This is a genomic window from Allobosea sp. GW821-FHT12C12, from assembly GCF_058807355.1.
In genome coordinates this window covers 80,052-94,378 of sequence record NZ_JBXAQP010000012.1, presented here as the reverse complement: position 1 = coordinate 94,378, position 14,327 = coordinate 80,052, and the positions used below count along the sequence as shown (strand labels likewise).

Sequence of the window (14,327 nt, the reverse complement as noted above, 5' to 3'; positions counted from 1 at the left end):
GGCGTCGCGTCCGTGGGTCCGCGGGATGGAGGAGAGGCGCTGAGACGATGCGGGTGCGCGATTTCTCGCGACCGACGACGCTGAACCCCGACCGCCTGTTCGGGCAGGTCGCCGAGAGGCTCGCCGTCGCGATCATCTCCGGCCATCTCAGGGCCGGCGAACTGCTTCCCAACGAGGACGCGCTGCGTTCCGAGATCTCGGTCTCGCGCACCGCCTATCGCGAGGCCGTCAAGGTGCTGACGGCCAAGGGGCTGGTCGAGGCAAGGCCGAAGAGCGGCACCAGGGTCGCCGCGCGCGAACGCTGGAACCTGCTCGATCCCGACGTGCTGTCCTGGCATTTCCAGGCCGATCCGAACGAGAAATTCCTGCGCGATCTGTTCGAGCTGCGCCGTTTCGTCGAGCCGAGCGCCGCCAGGCTGGCGGCGATCCGGCGCTCGCCGGCCGATCTCGCGCGCATCGAGGCGGCCTATCGCGGCATGACCTCCAACCCTCCTTACGCCGAGGCGACGATCCGGGCCGACCTCGCCTTCCACGAAGCGATCTTCGCGGCCTCGCAGAACTCCGCGCTGCAATGCCTGACCAGCGTCGTCACCGCCGCGATCCAGTGGACGCTGCTGCTGAAGGCGGCCGAGGACCGCAGCTTCTTCGTGGAGTCGCTGGTCGACCACGAGCGCGTGCTGGAGGCGATCATCCAGCGCGACGGCGACCTCGCGGCGTCGCGGATGACGGCGCTTGTGATCGATGCGCTGAACTCGACGCTGACATTTCTGGAGCCGGCGCCGGGCGCGCAGACCCACAAAATCGCGTGATTAAGTCACATTACTTATGCGCGGACGCGGCCTTTTCCGGCGCGGTCCGGCGTGCAGAGATGATGGCGGGCGGGCACTCGCGCATCCGGGGTTGCGCCCATCTCGCCATCGTCACTTAATCGATTCAGATTTCCGGAATCAAGCACCGGCCCAGCCCTCCGCAGCCCAAATCCCGCAACCCAGTAATCCCACAGCCTATGGAACGCATGCCATGACACGGCCCAACGCCACGGAAATCATCATGACCGGCCCGCTGATGGCCTATGCCGCCGATCAGCTCAAGGCGCGCTTCACCGTCCACGAGCTCTGGAAGGCGCAGGACCAGGCCGCCATGCTGGCCGAGATCGGCGCTCGCGTGCGTGGGGTCGCGGGCGGCGGCAGCCATGTCCGCATCGACGGCAGGCTGTTCGACGCGCTGCCCGGGCTCGAGATGGTCGCCAATTTCGGCGTCGGCTACGACAATGTCGATGCCGCGGAGGCGGGAAAGCGCGGCATCGTCGTTTCCAATACGCCGGACGTTCTCTCCGACGAGGTCGCCGACCTCGCCATCGGCCTCCTGCTCTCGACGATCCGGCAATTGCCGCAGGTCGACCGCTATCTGCGCGAGGGCAAATGGCTCAAGGCCGCCTATCCGCTGACGACCTCGCTGCGCAAGCGCCAGGTCGGCATCGTTGGTCTCGGCCGCATCGGCAAGGCGGTCGCGCACCGGCTCGAGGCGTTCGGCGTGCCCATCGCCTATCACGGCCGCTCGCGCCAGGCCGACGTGCCCTATCGCTACTATCCCTCGCTGGTCGAGATGGCGGCCGACGTCGACACGCTGGTCTCGGTCGCGCCGGGCGGCGCCTCGACCCATCACATGATCAACGCCGAGGTCCTCGAGGCGCTGGGTCCGAACGGCATCGTCGTCAATGTCGGGCGCGGCACCGTCATCGACGAGAAGGCGCTGATCAAGGCCCTGCGGGACAAGACCATCCTCTCGGCCGGCCTCGACGTGTTCGAGGACGAGCCGCGCGTGCCGGCCGAGCTGATCGCGATCGAGCATGCCGTGCTGCTGCCCCATGTCGGCTCGGCCTCGGTCCACACCCGCGAGCAGATGGGGCAATTGCTGGTCGACAATCTTCTGTCATGGTTCGACGGCAAGGGTCCGCTGACCCCGGTGCCGGAAACGCCATGGAAAAAGGCTTGAAAGCTCTCGTCGCCGTCGCGGGCGCGCTCCTCGTCTCGGGAGCCGCCGCGCAGACGCAGCCGCCCGTGCGCGGGGCCGACAAAGCCCCGGACGCGATCCGGCCGCTGCTAGGCGCATGGGATTTCGAGAAGGTCGGCGCCTCGCGCAAATGCACGATCACCTTCGGCGTCGAGGAGGCGGTGCATGGCCGGCAATTGCGCTTTCCCGCGACGTGCCGGCGGGCGCTGCCAATCCTGGGCGAGGTCGCGTCCTGGAACGTCACAGCGGACGGCAAGCCGCGCCTCAACGACGCGCTCGGCAAGGCCGTGATCGTCTTCGGCGAGACCGGGGCCGATACGGGCCTGCAGGGCAAGACGGCGGACGGTCAGCAATATCGGCTTGATCCGAAAGGCTATCCGCGTAGCGCGCGCCGGCCTCAGGCCAGCGCCGCCGAGGTCGCGGCGACGGCCGCCCAGCGCCCGACCGCCGTCGACCTCTCGCGTGCGCCGGCGGCCGAGAGCCTGCCGGGACGCTACAGCGTGATGCGCCAGCCAAATCGCGAGGGCTGCCGGATCGTGCTCAATGGCGGCCCGACTGCTTCGACCGGCCGTTTGCCGGCCGCCTTCGAGGGCTCTTGCAGCGATACGGGGCTGACGATCTTCGACCCCGCCGGCTGGCGCTATGCCGCCGGGCGGTTGTCCTTGATCGCGCGCAAGGGGCACAGCGTCGAGCTCGTCTTCGAGAACGGCCAGTGGCGCAAGGATCCGGCCGTCGGGGCGCCGTTGCTGCTGCGCAAGCTGCCCTGATCAGCCGACCTCCGTCCGCGCCGGCTCGCCTTCGGCGTCGTAGCCGGTCTCCTTGGCGAGGATCGCCTGCATCCGCTTCTCGTCGAGGGCGCTTTCCCATTTCGAGACCACGACGGTGGCGACGCCGTTGCCGATCAGGTTGGTCAGGGCGCGCGCCTCGGACATGAAGCGGTCGATGCCGAGGATCAGCGCCATCGAGGCGACCGGGATCGTGCCGACGGAGGCCAGCGTCGCGGCCAGCACGATGAAGCCCGAGCCGGTGACGCCGGCCGCGCCCTTCGAGGTCAGCAGCAGGATCGCGATGATGCCGATCTCCTGCGAGAGCGAAAGGTCGGTGTTGGTCGCCTGCGCCAGGAAGATCGCCGCCATGGTCAGGTAGATGCAGGTGCCGTCGAGGTTGAACGAATAGCCGGTCGGGATGACGAGGCCGACGACGCTCTCCTTGCAGCCGAGATGGGTCATCTTGGCGATCATGCGCGGCAGCACGCTCTCGGAGGACGAGGTGCCGAGCACGATCAGCAGCTCTTCCTTGATGTAGGCGATGAATTTCAGGATCGAAAAGCCGTGCAGCCGGGCGATTCCGCCGAGCACGATGAAGATGAACAGCAGGCAGGTCGTGTAGAACGCCGCCATGAACGAGCCGAGCGAGATCAGCGTGCCGACGCCGAACTTGCCGATGGTGAAGGCCATCGCCCCGAAGGCCCCGATCGGCGCGGCCTTCATGATGATGCCGACGACCTTGAAGAAGACCTGCGCGATGTCGTCGATGAAATGCAGGATCGCCTTGCCGCGCTCGCCGATCATCTGCAGCCCGAAGGCGAAGAGCAGCGCGAAGAACAGCACCTGCAGGATCTCGCCATTGGCGAAGGCGCCGACGACTGTGTCGGGAATGATGTTGAGCAGGAAGGCGACCGTGCTCTGGTCCTTGGCCTTGGCGGTGAAGGCGGCGATGCCGGAGGTGTCGAGCCCGCCGACATTGACGTTCATGCCGACGCCGGGCTTCCACAGGTTGATCACGACGAGCCCGACGATCAGCGCCAGCGTCGTGACGATCTCGAAATAGAGCAGCGCCTTCAGGCCGACGCGGCCGACCTTCTTCATGTCGTCCATCGAGGCGACGCCATGGACCACGGTCAGGAAGATGATCGGCGCGATGATCATCTTGATCGCCTTGATGAAGGCGTCGCCGAGCGGCTTCATCGCCTCGCCGGTCTGCGGATAGAAATGCCCGAGCAGAACGCCGATGGCGATTGCCGTCAGCACCTGGACGTAGAGATGGCTCCACCAGGGGCCCTGGTGGCCGCGCAGGGCCTCAGCGGTCGCCGTCGTCATGGGCCTTCTCCCGGATCGCGCTCGTCCCGGCGCGTCAAATGGCCCTACGCCTGCTCGCCGGCGACCGCAAGTAGTCCGTCGTCGTTCGACTAAAGTCGGACCCGGCCAGTCGACTCATTCAGCCGCGGTCAGCACGCCGCGCCGGATCTGGTCTTCCTCGATCGACTCGAAGAGAGCCCGGAAATTGCCCTCGCCGAAGCCGTCATCGCCCTTGCGCTGGATGAACTCGAAGAAGATCGGCCCCAGCACCGTGCCCGAGAAGATCTGCAGCAGGACCTTGCTCATCCGGCCCTGCTTGTCACCGAGCGCGACCGCGCCCTCGCCGTCGATCAGGATGCCGTTGGCCTTGAGCCGCTCGACCGGCTCGCCATGGTTCGGCACGCGCACGTCGACCTTCTCGTAATAGGTCTCTGGCGGGGCCGGCATGAAGGGCAGGCCGTTGGCGCGCAAGCGCTCGACCGAGGCGTAGATGTCGCGGGCGCCGAGCGCGACATGCTGGATGCCCTCGCCCTTGTACTGGCGCAGGTATTCCTCGATCTGGCTCTTGTCGTCGAGCGACTCGTTGATCGGGATGCGGATTTTTCCGCAAGGCGAGGTCAGCGCCCGCGAGATCAGCCCGGTCAGCTTGCCCTCGATGTTGAAGAAGCGGATTTCCCGGAAATTGAACAGCTTGCCGTACCAGTCGGCCCAGTGATCCATGCGCCCGCGCATGACGTTGTGGGTCAGGTGGTCGAGATAGTACATGCCGGCCTGCTCGGGATGCGGGTCGCGCTCGGCCGTCCATTCGAAATCGACCTCCCAGATCGAGCCCTTGGCGCCGTAGCGGTCGACGAAATAGAGGATCGAGCCGCCGATGCCCTTGACCGCCGGAATGGCGAGTTCGCCCGGTCCGACCTTGCTCTCATAGGGTTCGGCCCCGAGCGAGACGGCGCGTTCGAAGGCGTGCTGCGCGTCGACGACGCGGAAGGCCATGGCGCAGGCGCAGGGTCCGTGCTCGGCGGCGAAGGCTTGCGCAAAGGAATCGGGCTCGGCGTTGACGACGAAATTGACGTCGCCCTGGCGGTAGAGCGTCACATCCTTGGAGCGGTGTTTCGCGACACGGGTGAAACCCATCCGCTCGAACAGCGCGCCGAGCTTTTCCGGCTCGGGATGGGCGTATTCGACGAACTCGAATCCGTCGGTTCCCATCGGGTTGGCCTCGGAAATGGCGGGCGGCGCGGCGTCGAACGGAAACGGACCCATGGCGTGCTCCTCGCAAAGGTTTGTGCTGTCGCCATGATCGCGCATTCGGACAGCAGTAAACTTGCAAAACGCAGGCTGATGCCGCCTGATCCGCATGGATCATGCGGTCGGAGCCGGTCTCATGCAAAATTCCGTCAATCTCGACAGCTTCGACTGGCGTCTTCTCGACGCGCTCCAGCAGGACGCCTCTCTGACCAATGGCGCGCTGGCGGACAAGGTTGGCCTGTCGGCCAGCCAGGTTTCGCGGCGGCGGCAGCGTCTCGAACAGGAGGGCGCGATCCGGGGCTACCGCGCCCTGATCGAGCCCTCGGCCATCGGCCTCGGAGTCACGGTCTTCATCCATGTCGCGCTCGACACGCATTCGCGCGACAATGCCCGCCGGTTCCGCGATCTCGTCAGGCTGACGCCGGCGATCCTCGAGGCGCATGCGCTGACCGGCGAGGCGGATTACCTGCTCAAGGTCGCGGTCGGCGATCTGAAGGAGCTCTCGCACTTCGTCAACGAGATCCTGATGCCGCATGAGAGCGTCGCCCGCGTGCGCTCCGAGATCGCGCTCGAGACGCTGAAGGAGCCCGGCCTGCTGCCGCTGGCGATGGGCTGACGGCCGTCTTGGACGGCGGTTCACCGTGGCGGTGTCTTTCGACTTTTGCGCGTGGCGGCTAGCGATTGCGCGATGCGATACTTACGTTCAGTCTCACACGGCATTCCCAAGGAGTTCTTCATGTTCAACGCCAAGTCGCTTCTCGACGCGCTGGTCAGCGCCGGCAGTCAGGCAGGCAAGGGCGGCCTGTCGGGGCTTGGCGGCGCCGCCCCCGGGGCCGGCGGGCTCGCCGGCACGCTCGGCGGCCTGGCCGAGCAGTTCCAGCGCGGCGGAGGCGCTGGCGGTCTCGCCGGCATGGCCGGCCAGATCTTCGGACAGGCGACGCAAGGCGTCGGCGATGCGACCCGCCAGACCGGCGTGCGGCAGAAGGCGGACGACGCGCTCGGCCAGATCACCGGCGGGCGCAACGTCCAGGACGTGCTCGCCCAGGCGCGCGGCATGATCGAGAAGAACCCGGCGCTGGCGACCGCCGTGCTCGGCGGCCTCGGCTCCCTGGTCTTCGGGACCAAGGCCGGCCGCGGCCTCGTCGGCTCGGCCGTGCAGATGGGTGGCCTCGCGCTGATCGGCGGGCTCGCCTACAAGGCCTATCAGAACCAACAGGCCGGCAAGCCGCTGCTCAATGTGCAGCAGGACCCCGTCCTGCCCGCGCCGGCCGGCAGCGGCTTCGAGCCCGAGGCCGCGAGCGAAGCCTCGGCGCTGGTCTTCATCCGCGCCATGATCGCGGCGGCCGCCGCCGACGGCGCGATCGACCAGGAGGAGCGCTCCGCCATCCTCGGGGGGCTGCGCGAGGCCGGCTTCGATCCCGAGGCGAACGAATGGCTGGCGAACGAGATGGCCAATCCGGCCCCGGTCGACGCGCTGGTCGAGGCGGCGACGACGCCGGAACTGGCGGCGCAGATCTATACGGCGGCGCGCATCGCCATCAACCCCGACACCCCGGCCGAGAAGGATTTTCTGGCCGGGCTTTCGGCCTCGCTCGGGCTCGATGCGGAGCTGGTCGCGAACATCGACGCTGCGGCGAGCGCGGCGAAGGTCTGACGTCAGGATGTCGAGCAGCTCGGCGTCGGCCCGAGAATCTCTTGCGGGGAGATGCCCGGATCAGGCCCAGGCATCACGATTTTCCGCCTTCGCCTTCGCCAGGAACGCGCCCATGCGCTCCAGCGCCCTTTCGATGTTCTCCAGCGAGTTGGCGTAGGACAGCCTGACATAGCCCTCGCCATGGACGCCGAAATCAGGCCCGCCGATTGTGGCGACGCCGGCGTCCTCCAGCAGGGCCGAAGCGAGCTTCTTGGCCTTCCAGCCGGTCTTCGAGACGTTCGGGAAGGCATAGAACGCGCCCTTGGGCACGATGCAGGAGACGCCCGGCAGGCCGTTCAGGCCCTTCACCACGGCCTTCCGGCGGCGATCGAACTCGGCCAGCATCATCCCGACGGCGTCCTGAGGGCCGGTCAGCGCGGCGAGCCCCGCCCATTGCGCGGGCGCGTTGACGCAGGAATGCGAGTTCACCGCGAGCTTGCGGGCATTGTCGTAGAGCGGCTTCGGCCAGACCGAGAAACCCATGCGCCAGCCTGTCATGGCATAGGTCTTCGACCAGCCGTTGAGCAGGATCAGCCGGTCGCGGATCTCGGGATAGCCCAGCAGGCAGACATGCCGCTCGCCGTCATAGAGCATCTGGTCGTAGATCTCGTCCGACATCACGGCGACGTCCGGGAAGCGGGCGAGGCCGGCGACGAGCCTGTCGACCTCGGCCCTTGGCGTGACGCCGCCGGTCGGGTTCGCCGGCGAGTTGACGATCAGCAGCCGCGTCTTCGGGGTGATCAGCGCAAGCGTCTCCTCCGCCGAGAAGGCGAAGCCGTTCTCCTCGCGGATCGGCACCGGGATCGGCGTCGCGCCGGTGTACTCGATCATCGAGCGGTAGATCGGGAAGCCGGGATCGGGATAGAGGATCTCGGCGCCGGGCTCGCCGAACATCAGGATCGCCATGAACATGGTGACCTTGCCGCCGGGCACGATCATCACGCTCTCGGGCGAGACCTCGACCTGGAAGCGCTTGTGCAGGTCGGCCGCGACCGCCTCGCGCAGAGGCAGGATGCCGTTGGCCGGGGTGTAGCCGTGATGTCCGTCGCGCAGGGCCTTCACGGCCGCCTCGACGATATGGTCGGGCGTCGGGAAATCCGGCTGGCCGATGCCGAGATTGATGATGTCCTTGCCCCGCCGCTGCAATTCGGTGGCGCGCGCCAGCACGGCGAAGGCGTTCTCCTCGCCGATGCGGGAGAAGGACGGAACGACATGGAGCGTCATGGCGGCGTTTCCTTGGGCAAGGCCGGTGCGCCTGTTCTCGACGAGGCCCTGGCGCAGTGTTTGGCTTGAAAACGTCGCCGCGTGCAAGCCTCGCGCTCTTGGCGACCTCGACTGCATGCTGTATACAGCTTGCGTGATTAGTATGACTATCAGCCGTCTCTGCGCTTGCTCCGGCAGGCCCGATCGGCATGATGGCGTCATTACAATCGTTTGAATGAACCCTGCGTTTGAATGAAGGCCGGCAAGCGGCCGTGAGCGCCGCGCCCGCGAGAGGACGACGAGGATGGCCAAATCACCCGAAAGCAACGTTCCGCGCGCGGAGCGGCCGACCGCCATCGCCAGGAAGAAGGCGCCGCGCCGGATCAAGCCGTCGCAGCTGCGCTCCAAGGCCTGGTTCGACAACCCCGCCAACGCCGACATGACCGCGCTCTATATCGAGCGCACGATGAATTTCGGCCTGTCGCGCGACGAGCTCCAGTCCGGCCGGCCGATCATCGGGATCGCCCAGACCGGCTCCGACATCGCGCCCTGCAACCGTCACCATCTCGAGCTCGCCCCGCGCATCCGCGACGGCGTCCGCGAGATGGGCGGCGTGCCCTTCGAGTTCCCGATCCACCCGATCCAGGAAACCTGCAAGCGGCCGACCGCGAGCCTCGACCGCAACCTGCAATATCTCTCGCTGGTCGAGATCCTCTACGGCTATCCGCTCGACGGCGTCGTGCTGACGACCGGCTGCGACAAGACCACGCCGGCGCAGATCATGGCCGCCGCCACCGTCGACATCCCGGCGATCGCCCTGCCCGGCGGGCCGATGCTGAACGGTAATTTCCGCGGCGAGCGCACGGGCTCCGGCACGATCGTCTGGAAGGCGCGCCAGATGATGGCGGCAGGCGAGATCGACTATCGCGGCTTCGTCGACCTCGTCGCGTCGTCCGCGCCCTCGGCCGGCCATTGCAACACAATGGGCACGGCCTCGACGATGAACTCGCTCGCCGAGGCGATGGGCATGACGCTGCCCGGCGGCGCGGCGATTCCCGCGCCCTATCGCGACCGCTACGAGATGGCCTATCTCACCGGCAAGCGCATCGTCGAGATGGTCTGGGAGAACCTGGTTCCCTCGAGGATCCTGACGCGCGAGGCGTTCGAGAACACGATCGTCATCAACTCGGCCATCGGCGGCTCGACCAATGCGCCGATCCACGTCAACGCCATCGCCAGGCATGTCGGCGTCGCCCTCGACAACGAGGACTGGACCGCGATCGGCTACGACATCCCGCTGCTGGTCAACCTGCAGCCGGCCGGCGAGTATCTCGGCGAGGACTACTATCGCGCCGGGGGCGTGCCCGCCGTCGTCGCCGAGCTCGTCGCCAAGGGCAAGATCAAGCCGGCGCTGACCGCCAACGGCCGGACGCTCGCCGAGAACTGCGAGGGCCTGTTCTCCGGCGACCGCAAGGTCATCAAGGCCTATGACGAGCCGATGAAGGCGCAGTCCGGATTCCTCAACATCTCCGGCAACCTGTTCGATTCCGCGATCATGAAGACCAGCGTGATCACGCCGGAGTTCCGCAAGCGCTACCTCGAGAACCCGAAGGACCCGATGGCCTTCGAGGGCAGGGCGATCGTCTTCGACGGCCCGGAGGACTACCACCACCGCATCGACGATCCGTCGCTGGCGATCGACGAGCATTGCGTGCTGTTCATCCGCGGCGTCGGGCCGATCGGCTATCCCGGCGCGGCCGAGGTCGTGAACATGCGCCCGCCGGACTACCTGATCAGGAAGGGCGTCTCGGCGCTGGCCTGCATCGGCGACGGGCGCCAGTCCGGCACCTCGGGCTCGCCCTCGATCCTGAACGCCTCGCCGGAGGCGGCGACCGGCGGCGGGCTCGCCTTGCTGAAGACCGGCGACAGGGTCCGCATCGACCTGAACAAGCGCAGCGCCGATATCCTGATCTCGGACGAGGAGCTGGCGCGGCGCAGGGCCGCGCTCAAGGCCGCCGGCGGCTACAAATACCCGAAGAGCCAAACGCCCTGGCAGGAGATCCAGCGCAAGATCGTCGGCGAGCTCTCCGAGGGCATGGTGCTGAAGCCGGCGGTCAAGTATCAGAAGATCCACAAGAAGTTCGGCGTGCCGCGCGACAACCACTGATATCTGGACGGATCTGCCACAAGCAATCGCGCCGTCATCCCGGGCGCAGCGTAGCGGAGACCGGGACCCGTTCCGGAACGTCTTTCGGGGAAGTTCCGGAACGGGCCTCGGACCGGCGCGGCCGCGCCGCTTGTCCGGGATGACGCGGAGCGTCATAGGAGACTCCGCGCATGCTGCTCACGCTCCGGCAGATCGAGGTCTTCCGTGCGGTGATGCGGGCCCGCGGCATCGTCGGCGCGGCGCGCGAACTCGGCATCGCGCAGCCGACCGTGACCAAGACGATCCGGCGCATCGAGGATGTCTGCGCCTTTGCGCTGTTCGACCGGCATGGCGGCCGGCTGACCCCGACCGCGGAGGCGCATCGCCTGCTCGGCGAGGTCGATCTCGCCTTCGACCAGCTGGAGGGCGCGCTCGCCCGCGCGCTCAGGCTGGCGCGGGCGGACACCGGCCCGCTGCGGCTCGGGGCCTCGCCCAGCGTCGGGCGCGTGCTGATCCCGCGCGCGGCAGCCGCCTTGCTCGACCAGCATCCGGGCCTGAGCCTGCATCTCGACATCCTCTCGGTCAGCCAGGTGATGGACTACCTGCTTTCGGGACCGGGCGAGAGCGCGGTCACCCTGTTCCCGATCCTGCATGCCGGCATCCGCAGCGTCGCGGTCGGGCAGGCGGCGGCGGTCGCGGTCTGCCCGCGCGGCTGGCCGCTGGCGAGGGCGGCGCTGCTGGCTCCTGTCGCGTTGGCCGGCGTGCCGCTGATCGTGTTCGAGCCGCAATCGGTGCATGGCCGCGTCGTCGATGCGGTGCTCAAGGATGGCGGCGTCGCGCCGGAGCGCACCCATGTCGCGCGCTTCGCCGAGACGGCGATCGGCATGGCCGAGGCCGGGCTCGGCCTCGCGATCGTCGACCGCTTCTCGGCGCTCGCGGCCGACGCCGGAAAGGTCGCGCTGCTGCCGCTCGACCACCCGGCGCATTACGAGGTCTTCCTGCATCGTCCGGTCGAGCGGGCGCGCAGCCGGCTGGTCCAGCGTTTCGAGGCGGCCTTGCGGGCCGAGATCGCCGCGATCGGGCCAAGGCAATAGCCTGAGGCTATGGACGAGCGCAGTCTTCGCCGTTGCCGCGTTCCGGAATTGATGGCCTTCTCGGATGACGAGAACAATCCCGGAGGATCGCCCGATGACCAGCCTGCCGCAGCCTGAAGCGTCTCTCAGCCGCCGCGACATCCTCGCCAGCGCGATCGCGCTGCTCGCGGCCAACGCGGCCGGCCCCGCCTTCGCGCAGACCTATCCGGCCCGGCCGATGCAGATCGTCGTGCCGTTCGCGGCCGGCGGCGGCGTCGATGTCGTCACCCGCGTCGTGGCTGAAGCCGCCGGCGCCATCCTGAAGCAGCGTTTCGTCATCGAGAACCGCGGCGGGGCCGCGACCGTGCTCGGCTCGCAGACCGTCGCGAAGGCGGAGGGCGACGGCTACACGCTGCTCGCCGCGCCGACGACGATGGTGATCAACCCGGCCCTGAAGGTCAGCGTGCCATTCGACTGGGAGAAGGATTTCGTGCCCGTCGCGATGCTGGCGAAGCTCCCCTTCGTCGTCGTCGCCGGCAAGGGCTACGCGGCCGGCACGATGAAGGAACTCGAGGCGATCGGGAAGACGGCCAAGGATCCGATCACCTTCGGTTCGGGAGGAGCCGGCACCGTTGCGCATCTCGCCGGCGAGTTCTTCGGCATCGTCTCGGGCGCGAAGGTCCAGCATGTCGCCTATCGCGGCGAGGCCCCGGCGCTGACCGACGCAATCAGCGGCAATATCAGCGTGATGTTCTGTACGCTCGCAGCTGCGTCCGGCCACATCAAGGGCGGCACGATGAAGGCGCTCGGCGTCACCACGGCGAAACGCGTCGCGCTTCTGCCGGAGGTGCCGACCGTGGCAGAGCAGGGCTATGCCGGCTACGACCTTTCGGCCTGGGTCGCGCTGGTCGCGCCGAAGGGCACGCCGGCCGCGATCGTCGAAGTCCTGAACGGCGCGGTCAACCAGGCGCTGGAGACGCCGGCGATCAAGGCGCGGCTGATCGAGATCGGGGCGGAGCCCGCGCCCGGCACGCCGGTGGAACTGGCGGCCTTCATGGCGAAGGACGCGAAGACCTGGGCCGAGGTGGTCCGGTCCGCCGCGATCAAGGTCGAGTGAGCCCGCGCAGCATGCTCGCCTTGCGCAAGCTCGCGCCCGAGCCGGGCATCAGGCTCTGCGATGTTCCCGAACCCGGCGGACCCGGCGCGGGCGAGGTGCTGGTCGCGGTCGCGGCGGCCGGCATCTGCGGCACGGACCTGCACATCGCCGCCTGGACGTCGGGCTATGAGGCGATGACTGCCGCGATGCCGGTGACGCTCGGCCACGAATTCGCCGGCCGCGTCGTCGCGATCGGGCAGGGTGTCGAGACGCCCGCGGTCGGCGCGCGCGTCGCGGTGCGGCCTTCGGTGGTCTGCGGACGCTGCGAGAGCTGCCGCGCCGGGCGCTCCGAGGATTGCGAGAGCCGCAGCGGCCTCGGCGTCCGCCGCGATGGCGGCTTCGCCGCGCGCGCCGTCGTGCCGGCGGAGAACTGCATCGCATTGCCGGACTCGCTCGACGATGCGCTCGCGGCATTGACCGAGCCGATGACGGTGTCGGCCGAAGCCGTCGACACGGCCGGCGTCAGGCCGGGCGACCATGTGCTGATCATCGGGCCGGGCACGATCGGGCAGGGGGCGGCGCTGTTCGCGGAGGCCGGCGGCGCGGCGCGGATCGTCGTCGCCGGACGGAATGACGGGCCGAGGCTGGCAAGACTGAAGGCGCTCGGTTTCCAGGATACCGTCGACAGCGCCGGCACGAGCCTGCGCGGCGCGCTGGAGCGGGCCGGCCTGCCAGTGAACTACGACGTCATCATCGAGGCGGCGGGCGTGCCGGCCGTGGCGCCCGAGGCGCTCGACCTGCTGGCCCTGCGCGGCGTGCTGACGATCTGCGGCATCCACCCGGCTCCGGCCGCGATCGACCTGACCGCGCTGGTGCGCCGCCACCAGCAGATCCGGGGCAGCTATCGCGCGCCGCTCGCGACCTGGCCGCGCGTGATCGATTTCCTCGCCGCCGATCCGGGCCGGATGGCTCGTCTCATCGCGGAGCGCGCGCCGCTGTCCGACGCGGTCGCGGCCTTCACGCGGGCGAAGGCCGGTTCGGCGGCGAAGATCGTGCTGCTGCCATGAGCGACGCCGCGCCGCCTGCGCCTGCCTGGCAGGGCCGTGGGTTTCTCACCGTCGCCAACGGCGTCGATCCGGGGCGCGTGGCGGACTATGAAAACTGGCACGGTTTCGAGCATGTGCCCGAGCGCCTGAGCATGCCTGGCTTCCTTGCCGGCAAGCGCTATGTCGGCGATCGGCGGCGCTATCTCACCGTCTACGATCTCGACACCGTCGCGGCGGTGGAAACGCCCGCCTACCGGCATCTGCTCGCCAACCCGACGCCGGCCTCGCGCGCGATGCGGCCGCTGATGACGGGCTTCCAGCGCGGGCTCTATCGCGATGGCGGCCATGCCGGGGCAGGTCTGGCGCGCCATCTCGGTTGGCTGCGCTGGCGCGGCGAAGCGCAGAACGGTTTGCTCGGACGGGCCGGGGAAAACGGCATCGCCAGCGTCAGGCTGGGAGCCAGCGTGCCGACCGCGGCCCATCCGGCCTTTCCGGCTCCGGACGAAGAGGCGGAGCACCGGATCGTCCTGGTCGGCGCGACCGAACGTGCCGCCCTGACGCGATTGCTGCGTTCGCTTCCGGCCCGCCTCGCCGGCGGCGATGTCATCGATCACGGCGTCGCCGACCTGATCATCGCATACTGATCCGCCGGCTTGGCCCATGTCCGGCGCGCATCGCCCCGGCGCGATCGCGCGCGGAATTCGGGGCTGACAAAACCGGGCCGCGCGGAC

Annotated in this window: 13 protein-coding genes; 10 read left to right on the top strand and 3 right to left on the bottom strand. The window is 68.4% G+C overall.

Features of this window, described 5'->3' with window-relative positions; translation table 11 throughout:
• Positions 1–47: 47 nt before the first annotated feature.
• The 3 genes from AC1RRW_RS17125 to AC1RRW_RS17115 all read left to right on the top strand — a co-directional run bounded on the left by AC1RRW_RS17125 (position 48) and on the right by AC1RRW_RS17115 (position 2,780).
• Positions 48–809, top strand: coding sequence for a FadR/GntR family transcriptional regulator (locus AC1RRW_RS17125; RefSeq protein WP_492902167.1), 762 nt, complete (start codon positions 48–50; stop codon positions 807–809).
• A gap of 211 nt (positions 810–1,020) precedes the next feature.
• On the top strand, positions 1,021–1,995 hold the full coding sequence (locus AC1RRW_RS17120; protein ID WP_492902165.1) for a 2-hydroxyacid dehydrogenase: 975 nt from the start codon (positions 1,021–1,023) through the stop codon (positions 1,993–1,995).
• On the top strand, positions 1,992–2,780 hold the full coding sequence (locus AC1RRW_RS17115; protein WP_492902163.1) for an AprI/Inh family metalloprotease inhibitor: 789 nt from the start codon (positions 1,992–1,994) through the stop codon (positions 2,778–2,780). Before AC1RRW_RS17120 ends, AC1RRW_RS17115 begins: the two co-directional genes overlap by 4 nt.
• Here the strand turns inward: AC1RRW_RS17115 and AC1RRW_RS17110 are convergent, their stop codons facing one another.
• Together AC1RRW_RS17110 and hppD are read right to left on the bottom strand one after the other, a co-directional pair.
• Positions 2,781–4,112: a dicarboxylate/amino acid:cation symporter gene (locus tag AC1RRW_RS17110; protein ID WP_492902162.1), complete on the bottom strand. Its 1,332-nt coding sequence runs from the start codon at positions 4,110–4,112 to the stop codon at positions 2,781–2,783.
• Positions 4,113–4,226: 114 nt separating this feature from the next.
• Positions 4,227–5,354 (bottom strand): 4-hydroxyphenylpyruvate dioxygenase, encoded by a 1,128-nt coding sequence (gene hppD / locus AC1RRW_RS17105; protein ID WP_492902160.1) that lies wholly within the window; start codon positions 5,352–5,354, stop codon positions 4,227–4,229.
• 121 nt (positions 5,355–5,475) lie between these two features.
• Between hppD and AC1RRW_RS17100 the strand changes: the two genes are divergently transcribed.
• Both AC1RRW_RS17100 and AC1RRW_RS17095 read left to right on the top strand, forming a co-directional pair.
• The gene (locus AC1RRW_RS17100) at positions 5,476–5,955 is read left to right on the top strand and encodes an Lrp/AsnC family transcriptional regulator (RefSeq protein WP_492902159.1); all 480 of its coding nucleotides are present in this window, start codon (positions 5,476–5,478) and stop codon (positions 5,953–5,955) included.
• 120 nt (positions 5,956–6,075) lie between these two features.
• Positions 6,076–6,993: a tellurite resistance TerB family protein gene (locus AC1RRW_RS17095; RefSeq protein ID WP_492902158.1), complete on the top strand. Its 918-nt coding sequence runs from the start codon at positions 6,076–6,078 to the stop codon at positions 6,991–6,993.
• A gap of 60 nt (positions 6,994–7,053) precedes the next feature.
• Here the strand turns inward: AC1RRW_RS17095 and AC1RRW_RS17090 are convergent, their stop codons facing one another.
• Positions 7,054–8,256 carry a pyridoxal phosphate-dependent aminotransferase gene (locus tag AC1RRW_RS17090; RefSeq protein WP_492902157.1) on the bottom strand — a complete coding sequence of 401 codons (1,203 nt, stop codon included), beginning with the start codon at positions 8,254–8,256 and terminating at the stop codon, positions 7,054–7,056.
• A 283-nt stretch (positions 8,257–8,539) separates the two neighbouring features.
• Between AC1RRW_RS17090 and AC1RRW_RS17085 the strand changes: the two genes are divergently transcribed.
• The 5 genes from AC1RRW_RS17085 to AC1RRW_RS17065 all read left to right on the top strand — a co-directional run bounded on the left by AC1RRW_RS17085 (position 8,540) and on the right by AC1RRW_RS17065 (position 14,240).
• Positions 8,540–10,402 carry an IlvD/Edd family dehydratase gene (locus AC1RRW_RS17085; protein ID WP_492902156.1) on the top strand — a complete coding sequence of 621 codons (1,863 nt, stop codon included), beginning with the start codon at positions 8,540–8,542 and terminating at the stop codon, positions 10,400–10,402.
• Between the two features lie 170 nt (positions 10,403–10,572).
• On the top strand, positions 10,573–11,475 hold the full coding sequence (locus AC1RRW_RS17080; RefSeq protein WP_492902154.1) for a LysR family transcriptional regulator: 903 nt from the start codon (positions 10,573–10,575) through the stop codon (positions 11,473–11,475).
• Between the two features lie 94 nt (positions 11,476–11,569).
• A complete protein-coding gene (locus AC1RRW_RS17075) occupies positions 11,570–12,571 on the top strand; it encodes a Bug family tripartite tricarboxylate transporter substrate binding protein (protein WP_492902152.1) in 1,002 nt (333 codons plus the stop codon).
• A complete protein-coding gene (locus tag AC1RRW_RS17070; protein ID WP_492902151.1) occupies positions 12,568–13,617 on the top strand; it encodes a zinc-dependent alcohol dehydrogenase in 1,050 nt (349 codons plus the stop codon). The genes AC1RRW_RS17075 and AC1RRW_RS17070 overlap by 4 nt, the downstream gene beginning before the upstream one ends.
• On the top strand, positions 13,614–14,240 hold the full coding sequence (locus AC1RRW_RS17065) for a hypothetical protein (protein ID WP_492902149.1): 627 nt from the start codon (positions 13,614–13,616) through the stop codon (positions 14,238–14,240). Before AC1RRW_RS17070 ends, AC1RRW_RS17065 begins: the two co-directional genes overlap by 4 nt.
• Positions 14,241–14,327: the final 87 nt, after the last annotated feature.

What these genes read in the sequence shown, in the direction of transcription:
- AC1RRW_RS17110 (WP_492902162.1), bottom strand. Translation starts at nt 4,112, where the DNA reads ATGACGACGGCGACCGCTGAGGCCCTGCGCGGCCACCAGGGCCCCTGG.
- AC1RRW_RS17095 (WP_492902158.1), top strand. Translation starts at nt 6,076, where the DNA reads ATGTTCAACGCCAAGTCGCTTCTCGACGCGCTGGTCAGCGCCGGCAGT.
- AC1RRW_RS17080 (WP_492902154.1), top strand. Translation starts at nt 10,573, where the DNA reads ATGCTGCTCACGCTCCGGCAGATCGAGGTCTTCCGTGCGGTGATGCGG.
- AC1RRW_RS17075 (WP_492902152.1), top strand. Translation starts at nt 11,570, where the DNA reads ATGACCAGCCTGCCGCAGCCTGAAGCGTCTCTCAGCCGCCGCGACATC.
- AC1RRW_RS17090 (WP_492902157.1), bottom strand. Translation starts at nt 8,256, where the DNA reads ATGACGCTCCATGTCGTTCCGTCCTTCTCCCGCATCGGCGAGGAGAAC.
- AC1RRW_RS17100 (WP_492902159.1), top strand. Translation starts at nt 5,476, where the DNA reads ATGCAAAATTCCGTCAATCTCGACAGCTTCGACTGGCGTCTTCTCGAC.
- AC1RRW_RS17065 (WP_492902149.1), top strand. Translation starts at nt 13,614, where the DNA reads ATGAGCGACGCCGCGCCGCCTGCGCCTGCCTGGCAGGGCCGTGGGTTT.
- hppD (WP_492902160.1), bottom strand. Translation starts at nt 5,354, where the DNA reads ATGGGTCCGTTTCCGTTCGACGCCGCGCCGCCCGCCATTTCCGAGGCC.
- AC1RRW_RS17085 (WP_492902156.1), top strand. Translation starts at nt 8,540, where the DNA reads ATGGCCAAATCACCCGAAAGCAACGTTCCGCGCGCGGAGCGGCCGACC.
- AC1RRW_RS17120 (WP_492902165.1), top strand. Translation starts at nt 1,021, where the DNA reads ATGACACGGCCCAACGCCACGGAAATCATCATGACCGGCCCGCTGATG.
- AC1RRW_RS17125 (WP_492902167.1), top strand. Translation starts at nt 48, where the DNA reads ATGCGGGTGCGCGATTTCTCGCGACCGACGACGCTGAACCCCGACCGC.